The sequence below is a fragment of the Shewanella nanhaiensis genome (assembly GCF_019457885.1).
GTDB lineage: Bacteria > Pseudomonadota > Gammaproteobacteria > Enterobacterales > Shewanellaceae > Shewanella > Shewanella nanhaiensis.
Map to the genome: position 1 here is coordinate 43,487 of NZ_JAHZST010000022.1, position 16,474 is coordinate 59,960.

At 44.4% G+C, this 16,474-nt stretch carries 13 protein-coding genes; 10 read left to right on the top strand and 3 right to left on the bottom strand.

The window, feature by feature from the left end; all coding sequences use genetic code 11:
* Positions 1-15: 15 nt before the first annotated feature.
* Positions 16-1,749, bottom strand: a complete 1,734-nt coding sequence (locus tag K0625_RS21635) for a bifunctional metallophosphatase/5'-nucleotidase (protein WP_220111536.1) — start codon at positions 1,747-1,749, stop codon at positions 16-18.
* Between the two features lie 484 nt (positions 1,750-2,233).
* Positions 2,234-3,322, bottom strand: a complete 1,089-nt coding sequence (locus tag K0625_RS21640) for a CNNM domain-containing protein (RefSeq protein WP_220111537.1) — start codon at positions 3,320-3,322, stop codon at positions 2,234-2,236.
* 230 nt (positions 3,323-3,552) lie between these two features.
* On the opposite strand from K0625_RS21640, the gene rlmN reads away from it, so the two are divergent.
* From rlmN to der, 8 genes are all read left to right on the top strand, one after another.
* Complete coding sequence (gene rlmN, locus K0625_RS21645) at positions 3,553-4,674, top strand: dual-specificity RNA methyltransferase RlmN (RefSeq protein ID WP_220111538.1); 1,122 nt, start codon at positions 3,553-3,555, stop codon at positions 4,672-4,674.
* A 33-nt stretch (positions 4,675-4,707) separates the two neighbouring features.
* Positions 4,708-5,496 carry a type IV pilus biogenesis/stability protein PilW gene (pilW, locus tag K0625_RS21650; protein WP_220111539.1) on the top strand — a complete coding sequence of 263 codons (789 nt, stop codon included), beginning with the start codon at positions 4,708-4,710 and terminating at the stop codon, positions 5,494-5,496.
* Complete coding sequence (locus K0625_RS21655) at positions 5,496-6,503, top strand: RodZ domain-containing protein (protein WP_220111540.1); 1,008 nt, start codon at positions 5,496-5,498, stop codon at positions 6,501-6,503. Before pilW ends, K0625_RS21655 begins: the two co-directional genes overlap by 1 nt.
* Positions 6,504-6,582: 79 nt before the next feature.
* Positions 6,583-7,698 carry a flavodoxin-dependent (E)-4-hydroxy-3-methylbut-2-enyl-diphosphate synthase gene (gene ispG, locus K0625_RS21660; protein WP_012324178.1) on the top strand — a complete coding sequence of 372 codons (1,116 nt, stop codon included), beginning with the start codon at positions 6,583-6,585 and terminating at the stop codon, positions 7,696-7,698.
* Between the two features lie 174 nt (positions 7,699-7,872).
* Positions 7,873-9,147, top strand: coding sequence for a histidine--tRNA ligase (gene hisS, locus K0625_RS21665; protein ID WP_220111541.1), 1,275 nt, complete (start codon positions 7,873-7,875; stop codon positions 9,145-9,147).
* Positions 9,148-9,159: 12 nt separating this feature from the next.
* Positions 9,160-9,780 carry a tetratricopeptide repeat protein gene (locus tag K0625_RS21670; RefSeq protein ID WP_012324180.1) on the top strand — a complete coding sequence of 207 codons (621 nt, stop codon included), beginning with the start codon at positions 9,160-9,162 and terminating at the stop codon, positions 9,778-9,780.
* 10 nt (positions 9,781-9,790) lie between these two features.
* A complete protein-coding gene (gene bamB, locus K0625_RS21675; RefSeq protein ID WP_220111542.1) occupies positions 9,791-10,978 on the top strand; it encodes an outer membrane protein assembly factor BamB in 1,188 nt (395 codons plus the stop codon).
* 117 nt (positions 10,979-11,095) lie between these two features.
* Positions 11,096-12,562, top strand: coding sequence for a ribosome biogenesis GTPase Der (der, locus tag K0625_RS21680; RefSeq protein ID WP_012324182.1), 1,467 nt, complete (start codon positions 11,096-11,098; stop codon positions 12,560-12,562).
* Positions 12,563-12,616: 54 nt separating this feature from the next.
* Here the strand turns inward: der and K0625_RS21685 are convergent, their stop codons facing one another.
* Complete coding sequence (locus K0625_RS21685; RefSeq protein WP_220111549.1) at positions 12,617-13,312, bottom strand: class I SAM-dependent DNA methyltransferase; 696 nt, start codon at positions 13,310-13,312, stop codon at positions 12,617-12,619.
* 314 nt (positions 13,313-13,626) lie between these two features.
* On the opposite strand from K0625_RS21685, the gene K0625_RS21690 reads away from it, so the two are divergent.
* Complete coding sequence (locus K0625_RS21690) at positions 13,627-14,022, top strand: GFA family protein (protein ID WP_220111543.1); 396 nt, start codon at positions 13,627-13,629, stop codon at positions 14,020-14,022.
* Positions 14,023-14,282: 260 nt separating this feature from the next.
* Positions 14,283-15,272, top strand: a complete 990-nt coding sequence (locus K0625_RS21695) for a questin oxidase family protein (protein ID WP_220111544.1) — start codon at positions 14,283-14,285, stop codon at positions 15,270-15,272.
* The last annotated feature ends 1,202 nt before the right edge of the window (positions 15,273-16,474 follow it).

The following is a 16,474-nucleotide window of genomic DNA, read 5'->3' on the forward strand; positions in this document are numbered from 1 at the left end:
TATTATTAATAAAGATCACAAGTGGCTGGTGTAATGCACTTGAGGCGCTATCTCATCCTCTAAGTTGCCTTGTTGTCGCTCCATATAACGAGTGAAGGCGAGGGGAAGCGTAAGCTCGTTTATCGGCTTTTGGGTTTTAGCTTGCAGCAGAGGGCCATAACCCTCCTTACCAGATACGGTATAGGCGGAAGACACGCCAAAATAATATGTCTCTTTATCGACAACGAGCCAAGTGAGACCATCCTCAGCTAACACCTCGAGGGAGAGAACCCTTTCGCCTAACGCTTTACGGCCATCGTAACAATATTTAAGACCATAAGTGTAGGGAAAGCTGCCTGCACCAGTGCCTGTGACGCTATTGTTGGTGGCTGAGTTTATGGCTGATTCGATGGCGGCAAACAGATAGGTACCTTGTATCTCATAGTGAACTAATGGCAGGTCGAATGGCAATAAGCGCCCAACAACGTATGCTAGGGTGACCTCACCTTTATTGAGTGATTGCCTGACACCACCAGCATTATGAAGTGCAAAGTCGACTCTCGGGAGTTGATGTTTAGATTCATGAAAGATGCTCTTACAGACCAGAGGGGCGATTTCACTACCATGAGGCAGTGCTTTACTGGGTAAGCGAGTGTGTACTAAATTTTTTGGTACAAAACCTAAAACGGTCTGCTCAAGGGCCGTGATAGCCGGTTTATATTGAGTATTAATAACTTGGGTAACCGAACAGTCCTCATCATCCCAAGTAATTCCTGGGTGCTGTTTTAGGTGAGCATAAACCCTATCGTATTCACCTTGAGAGATATCATGCTTAGATTCGAGAATGAACTGGCTGTCTAACATAAAGAGGTTGTGGCCTTTGAGGCTGGTTACCATACCAACTTCATCAAACTCGATATCTGCAAGGCCAATTGTCTCGGCGTGTTTCCCTGCATGTAATATGGGGGTGTTGTTGACACTCACTCCGTAGGGCGTTGAGCTGAGTCCAAACTCTTTAAACTCTCCCTGAAGCGTATGTGAGTGCCCACCAACAATCAGGCTTATCCCATCGACAGCCTCGGCTAATACCTTGTCTTGATCAAACCCGAGATGACTTAGCACTAAGATATGATCTATGCCTTCGGCCTTCAGTGCGTTAACTGTATTTCGAGTCGTTTCAATCGCATCGATAAAATGGGTATCGGGATCGGGGCGAGCAATCTCTGCCATCTGATCTAAGGTGATGCCGATAATAGCCAGCTTTTTATCTTGAAGTGGCTTGAAAACGACTTTAGCTATGCCTTTTTCATGATGGTATTCGTAGAGGTTTTTATGGCCCTTTAGGACACTGCTTTTTGTTGTGCACTCTTGGCTTAAATCCATATTTCCTGCGAGCAGAGGGAACTGAATACTATCTAGGAAAGCGAGAATGGGCGCACTTCCAGCATCGACCTCATGATTGCCTATTACCATGGCATCAGGTTTTAATAGATTAAGGAGATGAGCGTTAGCAGCGCCCTTAAACTGATTGAAGTAAAGAGATCCCTGAAAACTGTCACCGCCGTGGAGAAACAGAAAGGCTTGCTTAGAGGTTTGAGCCTGCGCTCTTGCTGTGTTGATCTGGTAATTGAGCCTAGCATATCCGCCACTATGGGTATAAATGTCGTAGCTTTTTCCCTCATCTTCATAATTGAATCTCACACTACTACTGTCAAAGTGAGAGTGGGTATCGTTGATATGGGCAAGTTTGAGGGTATAGCGGATGGGCATAAAGTCTGGCTCTTAGGTCAATCGGGAGAGGATTGTACACCCGATACCTAAGCCACTTCAAGGCGCAGGCATTATACCAATCAGTATAAAGATTTGATCGCTCAGCGAGAGTTTAGCGGTCCTGAGGCAAGGTCTTTAATTGCTCCTGCATTAATGACATTCACCACATCCATGTGGTTTGCGACGAGTGAAGAGCATAGTTATTCTACGGTTAAGATCGTTAACACAGCATCAGCACCGCTAAAACTCGCCTGTAATGAGTGTTTTTGGCTGCTTACTTCTGCGTTGAATGAACTCACAAGGGAACAACCATTCCATCATCCATTCGCCTTGAATTAGTTTGCCAAAAGACACTCTGAGTAGATCAACTTCTTATACTGATTGGTATTAGTATCTTGGGGTCGTTTGGGAGGTTTAGAAAACAAAAAAGGGAAACTCAAGTTTCCCTTTTAGCCATCAGTTTATACTGATGGAGCATTAGCCGTTATGAGCCTGATTTTGGCGTTTCGACATAGGAGTCAAACTCACCATCATCGGAGAAGGTGATCCCTTTGTCGGTCATGCGCTTTTCCCACTGCTTACGTGCAAGTTGCTGCATATCAGTGACAGGGTCGTTACTATCGACAATCTCCAAGCCTAATAAAGACTCGATAATATCTTCTAACGAGACGATACCTTCACCAGTACCGTATTCATTCACGACCATAGCGATTTTGGTATTACGCTTAATCAACAGCTGAAACAGAGGAAGAATTTTAGCGGTTTCCGGTATTACAACCAGATTTCGCTTTAGCTCACCTATGCTGGCTTGAGGCGTTTTACGCTCTGATAGCAAGATATCGTTGCGGTTGATATAACCAATGACATCATCAGGATCGTCATTGAAGATCGGAATGCGCGAGAAGGGCGATGTTTTGTGCTTCTTGGCAAACTCCTCTTGGGTCATTGAGGAGGGCAAGCTAAACATAACCGTTCTTGGCGTCATGATCGCACTGACGGGCATCTCTTTTACCGATAGCATCTGAGTCAAAATCTTTGACTCTTGCTCATCAAGCTCCCCAGATTCCTGGCCAATTTTAGCCATGGCACTCATCTCTTGACGAATATATTGACCTTCATCGCCTTTGCCTAAAAGCTGTGTCACTTGCTGAGACATCCAGATCAGAGGGTACATAATCCTCTCCATCCATAGTAGAGCTACAGACACTGATGGCGCGAGAGTACGCCAGTAGTTTGCACCTATGGTCTTAGGGATAATCTCTGAGAAAAACAGGATAAGGAAGGTTAAGATACCAGAGAAAACACCTAACATCTCATCACCGAATACTTTAGCGGCTTGTGCACCAGCAACGGCTGCACCCACAGTGTGAGCTATGGTGTTTAAGGTTAGGATAGAGACCAGAGGTGACTCTACATTGTCTTTCTGCTTACTAAGACGGTCTGCCGCACTAGGGTTAGTGTGGGCCAAGTTTGCAATATAGCTTGGAGTGACAGAGAGTAAAACGGCTTCGAACACGCTGCAAAGGAAAGAAACGCCAATCGCAACACATACTATAACGATGAGGGTGATCATTTAGAGGTTTATAATTTGCTGACCAATATTAGTCCACATTAATTCTAACATTAAAACATTCCGCTTTCCTATATATGCCGCATTAAACATATTTTATGAGATAAGAGCTGAGAAAGGGAGTATCTTAGGTGTGGTTCTAATGGCCAGTGCTATCACTGCTAGCTAAAATTGGGGTATCTCTGTATAATTCGCCGCCCTGTGGCGTGTATTAGGTGTTGAGGTTAGTCAAAATGAGTGAAAAGAAAATCAATTTATTGGATCTTGACCGTAAAGGGTTAAGAGCATTGTTCACTGAAATGGGTGAGAAGCCGTTTCGTGCCGATCAATTGATGAAGTGGATTTATCATTTTGGCGTCAGTGACTTTGACGAGATGAACAATATTAACAAAGCGCTGCGTGCGAAGCTTAACGCCCGCTGTGAGATTGTTGCGCCACAAATCTCTAGTTTTCAAAAGTCTGAAGATGGCACCATTAAGTTTGCTATTAATGTCGGCCAAGGTCAGGAAGTTGAAACCGTTTATATCCCTGAAGATGATAGAGCAACCTTGTGCGTGTCGTCACAAGTGGGTTGTGCTTTAGAGTGCACCTTCTGCTCGACTGCTCAGCAGGGCTTTAACCGTAACTTAACGGTGTCTGAAATTATTGGTCAAGTGTGGCGTGTGGCGGACTTTATCGGTTTTGTGAAAGAGACAGGCGAGCGTCCTATTACTAACGTCGTTATGATGGGGATGGGTGAGCCACTACTGAACCTAAAGAACGTGATCCCTGCAATGGACATCATGTTAGATGATTTTGGTTTCAGTCTCTCTAAGCGTCGAGTGACGGTATCAACTTCAGGGGTTGTACCAGCGTTGGATAAGTTAGGTGATGCCTTGGATGTTGCTTTGGCGGTGAGCATTCATGCTCCTAATGACGAATTGCGTGATGTGTTGGTTCCAGTTAATAAAAAGTATCCTTTAGAGGAGTTTTTAGGTGGGATCCGTCGTTACATCGCTAAGTCGAACGCTAATCGAGGACGTGTAACTGTTGAGTATGTCATGTTAGACCATATCAATGACAGCACAGACCAAGCTCATGAATTAGCTAAGTTAATGAAAGATACCCCCTGTAAGATTAACCTTATTCCGTTTAATCCTTATCCTGGTTCACCTTATGGTCGCTCCTCTAACTCTCGCATCGATCGTTTCTCCAAAGTATTGATGGAGTACGGTCTAACAGTGATCGTTCGTAAGACCCGTGGTGACGATATTGATGCCGCTTGTGGCCAGTTAGCCGGTGATATCAGAGACAGAACTAAACGTTTAGCGAAAAAACGCATGCAAGATAGCCAAATATCGGTCACAATAAACTAACTCATTGTAAATTGTAGATAGATAGGCTTGTCAATGAAGCACGGACTGCCCCAAAAAATCGCACTTACCATACTTCTTTCGAGTATGTTAAGTGCCTGCGTGTCACAAAGTACCTATAGCGGAACCGACGTTCCTGTGACAGAGAGGGAGTTCGACAATGTCTTGGCCGCACAGAAGCGTGCGCAGCTCGGGTTAACTTACTTGCGTAAAGGTAACAGCCAGCAAGCTAAGTACAATTTAGACAAAGCTGTTGATTTTGCACCGAATATTCAAGATGTACATATATCAATGGCTTACTACTATCAAACTGTGGGTGAGCTTGAAAATGCCGAAGACTCTTACCGTAAAGCTATTAATGCTAGAGATGCCAGTGGCGATGGGCTAAACAATTTCGGTGTGTTTCTCTGTCAACAAGAGAAGTACAAAGAGTCTGAGAAGATGTTCCTTAGAGCGGTTAAAATGCCCAATTATACTCGTTCAGGGGACAGTTATGAAAATTTAGGGATCTGTAGTCGTAAGGCTGGAGAGATAGAAAAAGCGCGTAAATACTTCAGTACCGCACTGAGATACAATCCCAGAAGTGGAAGCACTCTACTTGAATTAACTGAGATCGAGATTGAGGAACATAACTATCTCGATGCGCGTGCGCAACTTGCACGCTACCATCGTGTCATCGCCCAATCTGCCGAAAGTTTGACCTTAGGGGTGGAGATTGAGCGGGGCTTAAACGATGAAGAGGCTGCCAGAGAGTTTGGCATATTACTTTTAGCTAAGTTTCCCTCATCTATTGAGGCTAAGCGATATCGAGCCAGTATGCACTGATGACAAATAAGAAAGTCGATATGCTCAAGGATGCAGCAGACAGTAATGAGACCCCTGACATATCCGAACAGATGACGCTCGGATCCCTGTTAAAAGCCGCCCGTGAAGAGCAAGGGGCGAGTATTGGCGATATTGCGGGGCAGTTGCATTTGCGACCTTGTATCGTCGAAGACATAGAAGCGGATAATTTCGGCGAAATCGCCTCAGCCATCTATGTAAAAGGGTATGTGAAAAACTATGCCCGTATCGTTCAGGCGGACGCGCAAGCGATACAAGCCTGCCTCGACATTCAACTCCCCAAGGCCAGTGCGCCTGAGATGCAAAGCTTCTCCCGTAAAACAACACGTCAAGCTCGTGATGGACGCCTGATGTTTGTCACCTATCTGATCGCCTTTATTCTATTAGCTCTACTGGTTTTATGGTGGGTGCAAAAATCTGATACTCAAGCCAGTGTCGATTTTTCAAAACCTACGATGGAGGAGATGGCCGAATCAATACAGGAGCCGTTTTCGACAAAAGCCTTACCCGATCCGACGCTAGAGCGCGACTCTGGAATAGAGAGCTCTGACACCCAACTAAGTGCCGATAACTCAGCGATTGATAGCGGTGTTGTGCACAGCAACGATATTGATGATTTATCCCCTGAAACTGCTAACGATGAAAGCAGTGATTTGGGAGTGACTGTGGTCACCAGTGACCAAGCGCCTACACCAGCGCAAAGCGAGATTGCACAAGAGCTCCACTCTGTCGACAACTTAGGTGTATCAAAATTAAGCTTGAGCTTAGTGGCTGACTGCTGGATCAACGTCAAAGATGCTGATGGCAAAGTACTCATTAATGATCTGAAGAAAGCGGGCAGCTTACTTGAAGTTAAGGGACGTGAACCTTTTAAACTGACCTTAGGTGCGCCTCAAGCTGTGACAATCAAGCTAAACGAAGAGAGTATCAGTTTAGCCGATTATGCTAATGGGCGCGTTGCTAGATTTAGCCTGCCTTTTGCCGAATAAGACTCCAAGCCTGAATCAAGATATAATGATGCTGTGTTAACACGGCATCAGCAAGTAACAGACATATAGAGTAAACAAGATGTACAACGAAAACCCGATTAAAAGACGTGCTTCAACCCGTATCTATGTAGGTGACGTTCCTATTGGAGATGGTGCACCAATTGCAGTCCAATCGATGACCAACACCTTAACGACTGATGTTGATGCCACTGTTGCTCAAATTCGTGCATTGGAAAACGTAGGTGCGGATATTGTACGTGTCTCTGTGCCGACGATGGACGCCGCTGAAGCGTTTAAACTGATTAAGCAGCAGACCAATATTCCTCTGATCGCCGATATTCATTTTGATTACCGTATTGCACTTAAAGTGGCTGAATATGGCGTAGACTGCCTGCGAATTAACCCAGGTAACATTGGCAATGAGTCTCGCATTAAAAGTGTGGTTGAGTGTGCCCGTGATAAGAATATCCCAATTCGAATTGGTATTAACGGTGGCTCTTTAGAAAAAGATCTGATGGATAAGTACAAAGAGCCTACGCCAGAGGCGCTGCTTGAATCTGCGATGCGTCATGTGGATATCCTAGATAGACTCAACTTCGATCAGTTTAAAGTGAGCGTTAAAGCATCTGATGTCTTCCTTGCCGTTGAAGCATATCGTTTGCTGGCAAAACAGATAGTGCAGCCACTGCATTTAGGCATAACCGAAGCGGGTGGTTTACGTTCAGGCTCAGTTAAATCTTCCGTAGGACTTGGGATGCTGCTGGCTGAAGGCATTGGTGATACCTTGCGTATTTCATTGGCCGCAGATCCTGTTGAAGAGATTAAAGTGGGCTTTGATATCCTTAAATCGCTGCGGATCCGTTCTCGCGGGATTAACTTTATCGCCTGTCCATCATGCTCTCGCCAAGAGTTTGATGTTATCAACACCGTTAATGAGCTTGAGCGTCGTCTCGAAGATGTGATCACACCTATGGATGTCTCTATCATAGGTTGTGTCGTTAATGGCCCAGGTGAAGCCTTAGTTTCAGATATTGGCTTGACTGGAGGCAATCGTAAGAGCGGTTATTTTGATGATGGCGTAAGACAAAAAGAGCGTTTCGATAACGATAATATCGTCGATTCTCTCGAAGCTAAAATAAGGGCTAAAGCCTCAATCATCAATGGACGTATTCCGGTACAAGATCTAAATAAGTAAGCAACGAGTTATTCACTAACGCTGAGCTCTGTCTCGGCGTTTTTTGTGAGTTAATCACAGCCTGTTTAGCTATCCTACTCGCGCTCGATAAAGAGCGCCTTGAGGTCGCTTAGGTATAGAGATATACTGCACCGCGCTGTTAAATTTAAAAGTTAAATCGGACGAGTCTATACCGTGGCAAAACAGATCCAAGCAATACGCGGAATGAATGATATTCTGCCTACCCAAAGTCCTCTATGGCAAAAACTAGAAACTGTATTAAGAGAGACTGTTGCCGCCTACGGTTACAGCGAGATCCGTACACCAATCGTTGAGAGTACCGACCTTTTTAAACGCTCAATCGGTGAAGTCACTGATATCGTAGAAAAAGAGATGTACACCTTTGATGACCGTAACGGTGACAGCTTAACACTTCGCCCAGAGGGAACAGCGTCAACGGTACGTGCCGGTAATGAGCATGGTTTGCTCTATAACCAAGAGCAACGTCTTTGGTATATGGGCCCTATGTTTAGACACGAGCGCCCGCAGAAAGGCCGCTACCGTCAATTTAATCAGTTTGGTGTTGAAGTTTATGGCATCGGCACTGCCGACGTCGACGCCGAAGTTTTGATGCTTTCTGCTCGTTTATGGGAAAAACTTGGCATTAAAGAGCATGTCACACTTGAGTTGAACACCTTAGGTGACCCAGCTGAGCGGGCCACATACCGCAGAGCCCTTATCGAGTTCTTAGAGCAGTTTAAAGAGCAGCTTGATGAAGAGAGCCAACGTCGCATGTACACCAACCCACTGCGTGTTTTAGACACTAAGAACCCTGAAGTTCAGGCGTTATTGGTCGATGCGCCTGAGTTGATGGACTTCCTTGGTGAAGAGTCACGAGCACATTTTTCACATTTATGTGAACTCTTAGACGCTGTTGGTATCCAATACGTCATCAACCCTCGCTTAGTGCGTGGTTTAGATTACTATAATCGTACTGTTTTTGAGTGGGTTACCTCAAGTTTAGGTTCACAAGGAACCGTACTTGCAGGTGGACGCTATGATGGATTAGTCGAGCAACTTGGTGGTAAAGATACACCTGCTGTTGGTTTTGCTATGGGATTAGAGCGTATCGTTTTACTGCTTGAAACATTAGAGTTAACCAGTGATATCCCTTCAACTGTCGATGTTTATGTGACTGCGATGGGCGATACAAGTAAGATTGAAGCGATAAAAATTGCTCAAGCCTTAAGAAGTGAGTTGCCTAACCTTAGGGTTATGAGTCATTGTGGCGGCGGTAACTTCAAGAAACAGATGAAGCGCGCGGATAAAAGTGGTGCCCAGATCGCACTGGTTATAGGTGAAGATGAACTTGCCAATAACCAAGTTGCAGTCAAGTATCTCCGCGAGAAAAAAGAACAAGAATTAGTTGCACGTGATGGATTAGCAACTTATATCGCCAAGCAGATTTAAGAGGAAGATTGCGTGGAAATTTATAGCACAGAAGAACAACAAGTAGATGCTATCAAACAGTTCTGGAAAGATTATGGAACTTCGATTGTCGTTGGTGCAGTAGTCGGTTTAGGCGGCCTTTTTGGTTGGAACTACTACTCAGAACATAAGATCACTCAGGCTGAATCAGCTTCAGAAGCTTTTCAAGCTATGAGCGCTCCAGCTTTAGATGAAGCGGGCATGTTAGCTGCAGCAGAGACCTTTGCTAAAGAGCACAGCCAAAAAGGTTATCAGTCTCTGTTATCACTTATTGTTGCTAAAGCGGCAGTTGAGTCAGGCGATCTAGAAAAAGCCGAAACTACATTGAAAAGTGTGATTGCATCGGCTGCGGATACTAGCTTAGTGATGGTTGCCACTATCCGTTTGGCTCGTGTTCAAGCTGAGCAAGGCCAGATTGCCACTGCAATTACCACGTTAGAGCAAGTATCAGATCCTGCATTTACAGCACAAAGAGATGAGCTTAAAGGCGACTTCTTAGTGCGCAAAGGCGACGCTGAGCAAGCGAAAGCTGCGTATCAAGCTGCCGTAGATAACGGTGGAGCAACGGCTAGTCCTGCGCTACAGATGAAGCTAGATAATTTGAACAAGGCATAAGGAAGCTGCCATGAAGTCTTGGTGCAAAACATTGCTCGCATGTGGATTGAGCTTAGGTCTGTTATCAGCCTGTTCATCCAGTGACGTAGAAGAGGAGCCGGTGAGCCCTTTGCCTGAAATTGAGGCAAGTGTCTTTCCAACAGTAAGCTGGAGTGCTTCGGTTGGTAATGGTGTGGGGCCTTATTACTCCCGCCTACGCCCAGCTGCACGATATGACAAACTGTATGTTGCCGATCGTTACGGTCAGGTGGTTGCATTTGATGAAGCCACTGGTGAAAGAGCGTGGGAGAGAGACTTCAGCTCAGCTTTTAAAGATAATATCTTAGCCAAAAATAAAGGGGCTAAACTTGCAGCTGGCGTTACCGCCGCTCGAGACAAGGTCTTTATCGGTGGTGAAAGTGGTCTACTTGGTGCACTCGATGCTGAAACCGGTGAAACTGAATGGTCGGTTGTTACTGGTGGTGAGCTTTTATCTGCGCCAACCGTTGCCGAAGATATTGTTGTGGTCAATACCAGTGCTGGAACGTTCGAGGCATACAGTGTTGAAGATGGTGAGCAGCAGTGGATCTATGAGTCAAAGCTGCCAACATTAACCTTACGCGGTACAGGCTCTGCAAACTATGAAGCGGGTGGTTTCTTTGTGGGAACCGCCGATGGTAAAATAGCCGTTGTGATTAAGAACAATGGTCAGGCTGCATGGGAGCAAGCGATTTATACGCCAAAAGGCGGTAATGAGTTTACCCGTATGGCCGATGTCGATATGATGCCGCTCATTATTGGTGAAAACCTATACGCAGTGAGTTTTAACGGTAATCTTGTATCGATGGAGCTGAGATCGGGTCGCGTTGTCTGGACCCGTAAATATTCAAGTTTCCATGAGTTAGCCGATTCGGGTGTTAACCTGTTTTTGGTTGATGATCATAGTCGCATCTACGCAGTAGATAGACGTAATGGTCTGGAGAACTGGAGCAATACTGAGCTGGCAAATCGTGACTTGACCTCTGCAGCCGTGTTTAAAGACTACATCGTTGTGGGTGATTTTGAAGGGTACCTTCACTTTATCGACAAGAGTAATGGTAATATTGTTGGCCGTGTAGAGGTCGACAGTTCAGGCTTATTTAGCCAACCTCTGGTTGTAGGTGATAACATATACGTTCAAACCCGAAATGGTAAAGTTGCTAGAATAACGCTCCCATAAATTATTGTTTAAACGATAATAAGCCCCTGGAAGCGTGTTCCGGGGGCTTTTTGTTTACTGAACTTAAGTTTTTTCGTTTTTTATATTTTAAAAGAATTTGTAGATAGAGGCATAAAAATGATTCCAGTAGTGGCCCTTGTTGGTCGTCCCAATGTCGGAAAGTCGACCCTGTTTAACCGCCTTACGCGAACGCGTGACGCTTTGGTGGCCGACTATCCTGGGCTGACTCGGGATCGTAAATATGGTCGTGCTCACTTATCAGGCTATGAGTTCATTGTTGTCGATACTGGCGGTATTGATGGCACTGAAGAGGGGATTGAAACCCACATGGCTGAGCAGTCTATGGCTGCGATTGAAGAAGCAGATGTGGTGCTATTTTTAACAGATGCAAGAGCTGGCTTAACCGCAGCTGATCAAGCTATCTCTGAGCACCTAAGACGCCGTGAAAAAACCACCTTTGTTGTAGCAAACAAGGTTGATGGTATCGATGCTGATTCTGCTTGTGCCGAGTTTTGGGCATTAGGTCTGGGTGAGGTCTATCAGATGGCTGCAGCACAGGGCCGTGGTGTGACCAACATGATTGAATACGCCTTAGCACCTTACGCTGAAGCTCTGGGTCTGAACCGTGACGGTGATGATGAAGAGGAGAAAGAGGAGCGTGAGTACACCGAAGAGGAAGCGGAAGCTGAGCAGACTCGCCTTCAAGATTTACCGATCAAACTTGCCGTTATTGGTAAGCCAAACGTAGGTAAGTCGACGCTAACTAACCGTATCTTAGGCGAAGAGCGTGTGGTGGTTTATGATGCGCCAGGCACAACCCGTGACAGTATCTATATCCCGATGGAGCGAGATGGCCGTGAATACGTGCTTATCGACACCGCTGGTGTGCGTCGTCGTAGTAAAGTTAATGAAACCGTTGAGAAATTCTCAGTCATTAAGACCTTGAAAGCGGTTGAAGATTGTAACGTCGTGTTATTGATCGTTGATGCCCGCGAAGGTATCGCCGAGCAAGATCTTGGTCTGTTAGGCTTTGCGCTTAATGCGGGACGTGCACTTGTGATCGCTGTTAACAAGTGGGATGGCATCGATCAGGATATTAAAGACAGAGTAAAGAGCGAGCTTGACCGTCGTCTTGGCTTTATCGACTTTGCCCGTATTCACTTTATCTCAGCACTTCACGGTACTGGTGTTGGACATCTTTTTGAGTCTGTACAGGAAGCTTATGAGAGTGCAACCCGTCGTGTGAGCACTTCGATGTTGACGCGTATTATGCAGATGGCTCAGGACGATCATCAGCCACCTATGGTTAATGGCCGTCGTGTTAAGCTTAAATATGCTCACGCCGGTGGATATAACCCGCCTATCGTGGTTGTTCACGGTAACCAAGTTAAGAAGCTACCTGATTCATACAAGCGCTTTATGATGAACTACTACCGTCGTTCATTGAAAGTGATGGGAACTCCGATCCAGGTTCGTTTCCAAGATGGCGACAACCCATTTGAAGGGATGAACACCAAGAAGCTAACCGTGAGCCAAGAGCGTCGCCGTAAGCGTATGATGACTCATATCAAAGACAAGAAGTAGAGAAGAAGGCCAGCTAATTAGCTGGCCTTTTTATTGGTATATTTTTATAAATTGTTATCGTTTTACGCAGACAAATATGGCGTTGCCAGACGTTGGCTCTAGTGGAGTTATCTTGCCGTAGTCATGCTCAAAGATATGCACCTCAAAATCAGGTAATAGTAGCTGCTTGAGCTCATCAAAGCTCACGGCAACCATAGGGTGTTCATCTTGCCAGACTTGACTCTCTTGCTCGTTACTCTTCTCGATACAGAGCTTCAGTGATTGGCGTTCACCAGCGCCACTGTAATTCCAACCTGAGCTGAAGGTAAACTGACTGTCGTTAAACTCAGTGCTGTGTCTGACAAAGGCGCGGTTATCTATCTTGGTTTTCTCTACCGCATTAAAGCAAAATATCCCACCCTCGCTGAGCGCGTGATAGACGCTAGAGAGACACTGCTTGAGCTTACTGATCCCATCGTTGTAATGGATAGAGTAGAGAAAGCAGGTGATCAGATCGACCGGATCATTCACCCTAAAGCTGCACATATCCTGCAGAGTAAACTCAGCCTCCGGGCAGCGAACTTGTGCTAAGTCGAGCATAGGTTGATTGATATCTAAACCGCAGCTTTGGAAGCCATAGTCGATAAAGTGGCGAATATGGGGGCCTGTGCCACATGCAAGATCCAGATGAGTACTAGCGCCATTACCAAATAGTCGATTGAGCCTACGAATATGGTCACTCTGGGCCTTGTAATCGATATCTGCACACATGAGATCATAATAGCCCGATAGATCTGTATATAACGCAGTTGAAGGTGCTGTGACGTGAAGAGCGAGTGACAAGGCTTTTACCAAGAAAATTTAGGGTGGCGAATACTAAATGAATAACCTTAAATAGCGAAGAGAATAGATGCCTACTCAGAGGATGATTTTATTAAAATTGTGAAGTAATAGTGCTTTTTGAGCTTTTAATCTTATGAGACTAATTGAGCATTTGTTTGTAGGGGGCTGGCCTGCAAGTTTGCTTTTGTGTGACATTTCAGGTTACTTATCCTTAGGCTTTATCAATGCCATTAAGGGGAAATATGTTAAAGCAAGTTGGAGAAACGCGGATCCAAGTGAAGCACAGGGCAAGTTGTCATTGTGGCGCTGTTGAGCTGGAGCTATCACTACCTCAAGGCATAGTGAACCCTAGGCGTTGTAATTGCTCAATTTGCCGTAGAAAAGGCGCCATTGTCGGCTCCGTTAATCTTGATGATATCCGTATCGTGAAAGGCGAGGAGTTTCTTAAGTTGTACCAATTCAATACAGGGACTGCAAAACATTATTTTTGCTCAAATTGCGGGATCTATACTCATCACCAGCGCCGCTCTAATCCGCAGGAATATGGCTTTAATATAGGTTGTTTAGAAGGTGTAAATCCTTTTGACTTAGGTGATGTAGTCACCAATGATGGGGTTAATCATCCAGCAGACAGGTAGGGTTTTCACTAAGGCTATTTGCTTAGGTTTTTATACAGTAATTAATTCCTGATAAGTCTCTTCATGATTTTATGATGGCTTGTACGATATAGTGCTTTGCGGTATCAAAAACCTATAAAGAAGTTCAGCTAATCTAAACGAAATCTTCACCAATACGTGAAAAATTGAATAGCCATAGAAACTTCGATATCGTCGTATTGTGTTAAACAATAACGAGTAATTCTACAGGCTCGTCGGCTTTTTGGGGAGACAGGGATATCATGGAAGAATTAAAATTGTTAGATCTATTATTAGAAAAATCAGGCCACTATCATCCATTATATGGCGATGGTCTAGCAACACATTTACCTATGGTATTAACGGCTTTAGATCTTTTAAATGCCTCCAGTATTAAATTGCAACATACATTCGATGAAAGCATAAAAGGGCTTGAGGAAATAGGAAGCTTAGAGAGTGTTATCTCGGTAAATGGTATTGACAGTAACCTTGGCAATAGTGAAAGTTTTAGATCCTATTTAACGTATTTCAAAAGCGAGTTAGAACAATGTGGTACACAAGCTGTACTGAAAAAATCATTACCTATATTAATCTCTGGTGTAGCTGCTTCAGCATTTCATGGACTTATCAGGTTAGCTTATGCAATAGAAGCTAATTGCCAAAGCGAAATGGCTATTGCCCTCGCATATTGGAGCGCAGAATATCAGTCATTTGAACTAAATGAAGAAACTACAAATGAAAGTCTAGAAAGTATACTTACTAAGTTATCGCCATTAGGTGAGAATCATAAATTTTCACCAGGGCTTATAGTAGATAGAATGTCTGAAATCGGCATATTGTTGAAACGTAACGGTAGTGTCACTCAGCCGAATATTATTGACATATCAACACTTAGAGAGTTTACGATAAAGTCATTTTACTTAAGTGACGACTTCACTCTTTTGCATACCGTAACAGGGTGTCACGCATTATCAATTGTTTTACCTTACCTTGAAGATAAGCAAACAGCTCTCAGAGAGTTGTGGAAGGCTATTGTTGTTGCGTATTTAAGCACAGGACTTCGTTATCAAGATAAAGAGATCACAACTGTTGAAAACAACATTAATTTTTCGCCTATCATCGAAAAAGCACTAAAGTCAGAAGATTCGCACGCTATTAAATTAGTCTATACGTGTCTTTGTGAATATAAGAACTGGAATGATCCTTTATATTTTACCGTTTCAAAAAGGGCAATATTGAACAGTCACAGCTAACAAATAGGATAGGCCGCGAGAAGCCGCGTCCTTATCCCGAGTGTTGAACAAGCCGAGTTTGCTAGAAGTGATTTGTCATGGGTGGCTAGATTAATTCTTCTGCGAGACGCTGTGAATACATTCCTATATGCTCTACGACGTTCAAATAACGTCCATGTTAAACAGCCAGTTCGGCGTCCCATCCTCTCGCTCGAAGAGTATCACTTCGCGATACCTCACCCTGAAGTCGAAGCTCGTAGCCGCATCTACACCTGTTCATCTATCTCTTCGACTTTGACTTGTTTGAGTAAGTCACTAACACGGAAATGCCCCAAAGTTAGCTAGCCTTCGAATGAAGGCTGATTACATTTTCTGATCTGGTTTATTTGACTGCTTTGGTATTGGGCTAGGTTGTTGAAGGCCTCACCTTCATTGTTGTTTATTGCTTGCCGCAGGCTTATGTGCAGCTACTTCAGTGACACGACACGAGTATATCCCTATAGTCTCGGCCGTGACATCCATGTCACTGCCGCACCTGCACTTGGTTATTTTTCTCTTCGATTTAGCTTTATTTGGTAGGGGTCGTAACTGATTTTTGCCCCAAAGTTAGCTAGCCTTCGAATGAAGGCTCATTACATTTTCTTGTTTAGCTTCTGGCTGGTTTGATATTTGGTGCTGTTTTTGAAGGTCGAACCTTCATTGTTATCTATCGCCTCCAGCGGGTGCCGTGCATGGATGCACCAATGTCGTGATCACATGGATGTGAAAGAACGACGAATGTGTAGTTACTTCTGCGAGACGCTGTGAATATATCCCTGTGGCTTTACGGCAGCCTCCATGCAGCCAAAACTCGTAGCCACATCTACACCTGTTAATGTTCCTCTTCGATTTTGACTTATCTGAGTAAATCGGTAACACGGAAATGCCCCATTATGAGTTTCACAGCTCAAAAGATAAGTAGGCTGAGTAAAGCTTTGTCCATACAAAAGCTAATCTGAAAGAGTGTGATAATCTAAAAGGGTTATACCTGTCCTATTTTTTGGTCACCACCTGATAGGCAGAAAGCCTGATTGATTCTGTAAGCTTTGAGAATTACAGCTTAAATTATATACAACCAGTTGCTCCTGAGTTAACCTCCTTAAGCTATTACTTTAAATTGAAAATGCCAAGAGCCTATTCAGCAAGAGCTTGGCTAACATGGAAGTTTTATGATTAGAATACTT

Coding starts and splice junctions, on each gene's coding strand:
- pilW (WP_220111539.1), top strand. CDS start 4,708: ATGAAGCACGGACTGCCCCAAAAAATCGCACTTACCATACTTCTTTCG.
- bamB (WP_220111542.1), top strand. CDS start 9,791: ATGAAGTCTTGGTGCAAAACATTGCTCGCATGTGGATTGAGCTTAGGT.
- der (WP_012324182.1), top strand. CDS start 11,096: ATGATTCCAGTAGTGGCCCTTGTTGGTCGTCCCAATGTCGGAAAGTCG.
- K0625_RS21640 (WP_220111537.1), bottom strand. CDS start 3,322: ATGATCACCCTCATCGTTATAGTATGTGTTGCGATTGGCGTTTCTTTC.
- K0625_RS21685 (WP_220111549.1), bottom strand. CDS start 13,312: ATGTGTGCAGATATCGATTACAAGGCCCAGAGTGACCATATTCGTAGG.
- K0625_RS21635 (WP_220111536.1), bottom strand. CDS start 1,749: ATGCCCATCCGCTATACCCTCAAACTTGCCCATATCAACGATACCCAC.
- K0625_RS21690 (WP_220111543.1), top strand. CDS start 13,627: ATGTTAAAGCAAGTTGGAGAAACGCGGATCCAAGTGAAGCACAGGGCA.
- K0625_RS21655 (WP_220111540.1), top strand. CDS start 5,496: ATGACAAATAAGAAAGTCGATATGCTCAAGGATGCAGCAGACAGTAAT.
- rlmN (WP_220111538.1), top strand. CDS start 3,553: ATGAGTGAAAAGAAAATCAATTTATTGGATCTTGACCGTAAAGGGTTA.
- K0625_RS21695 (WP_220111544.1), top strand. CDS start 14,283: ATGGAAGAATTAAAATTGTTAGATCTATTATTAGAAAAATCAGGCCAC.
- ispG (WP_012324178.1), top strand. CDS start 6,583: ATGTACAACGAAAACCCGATTAAAAGACGTGCTTCAACCCGTATCTAT.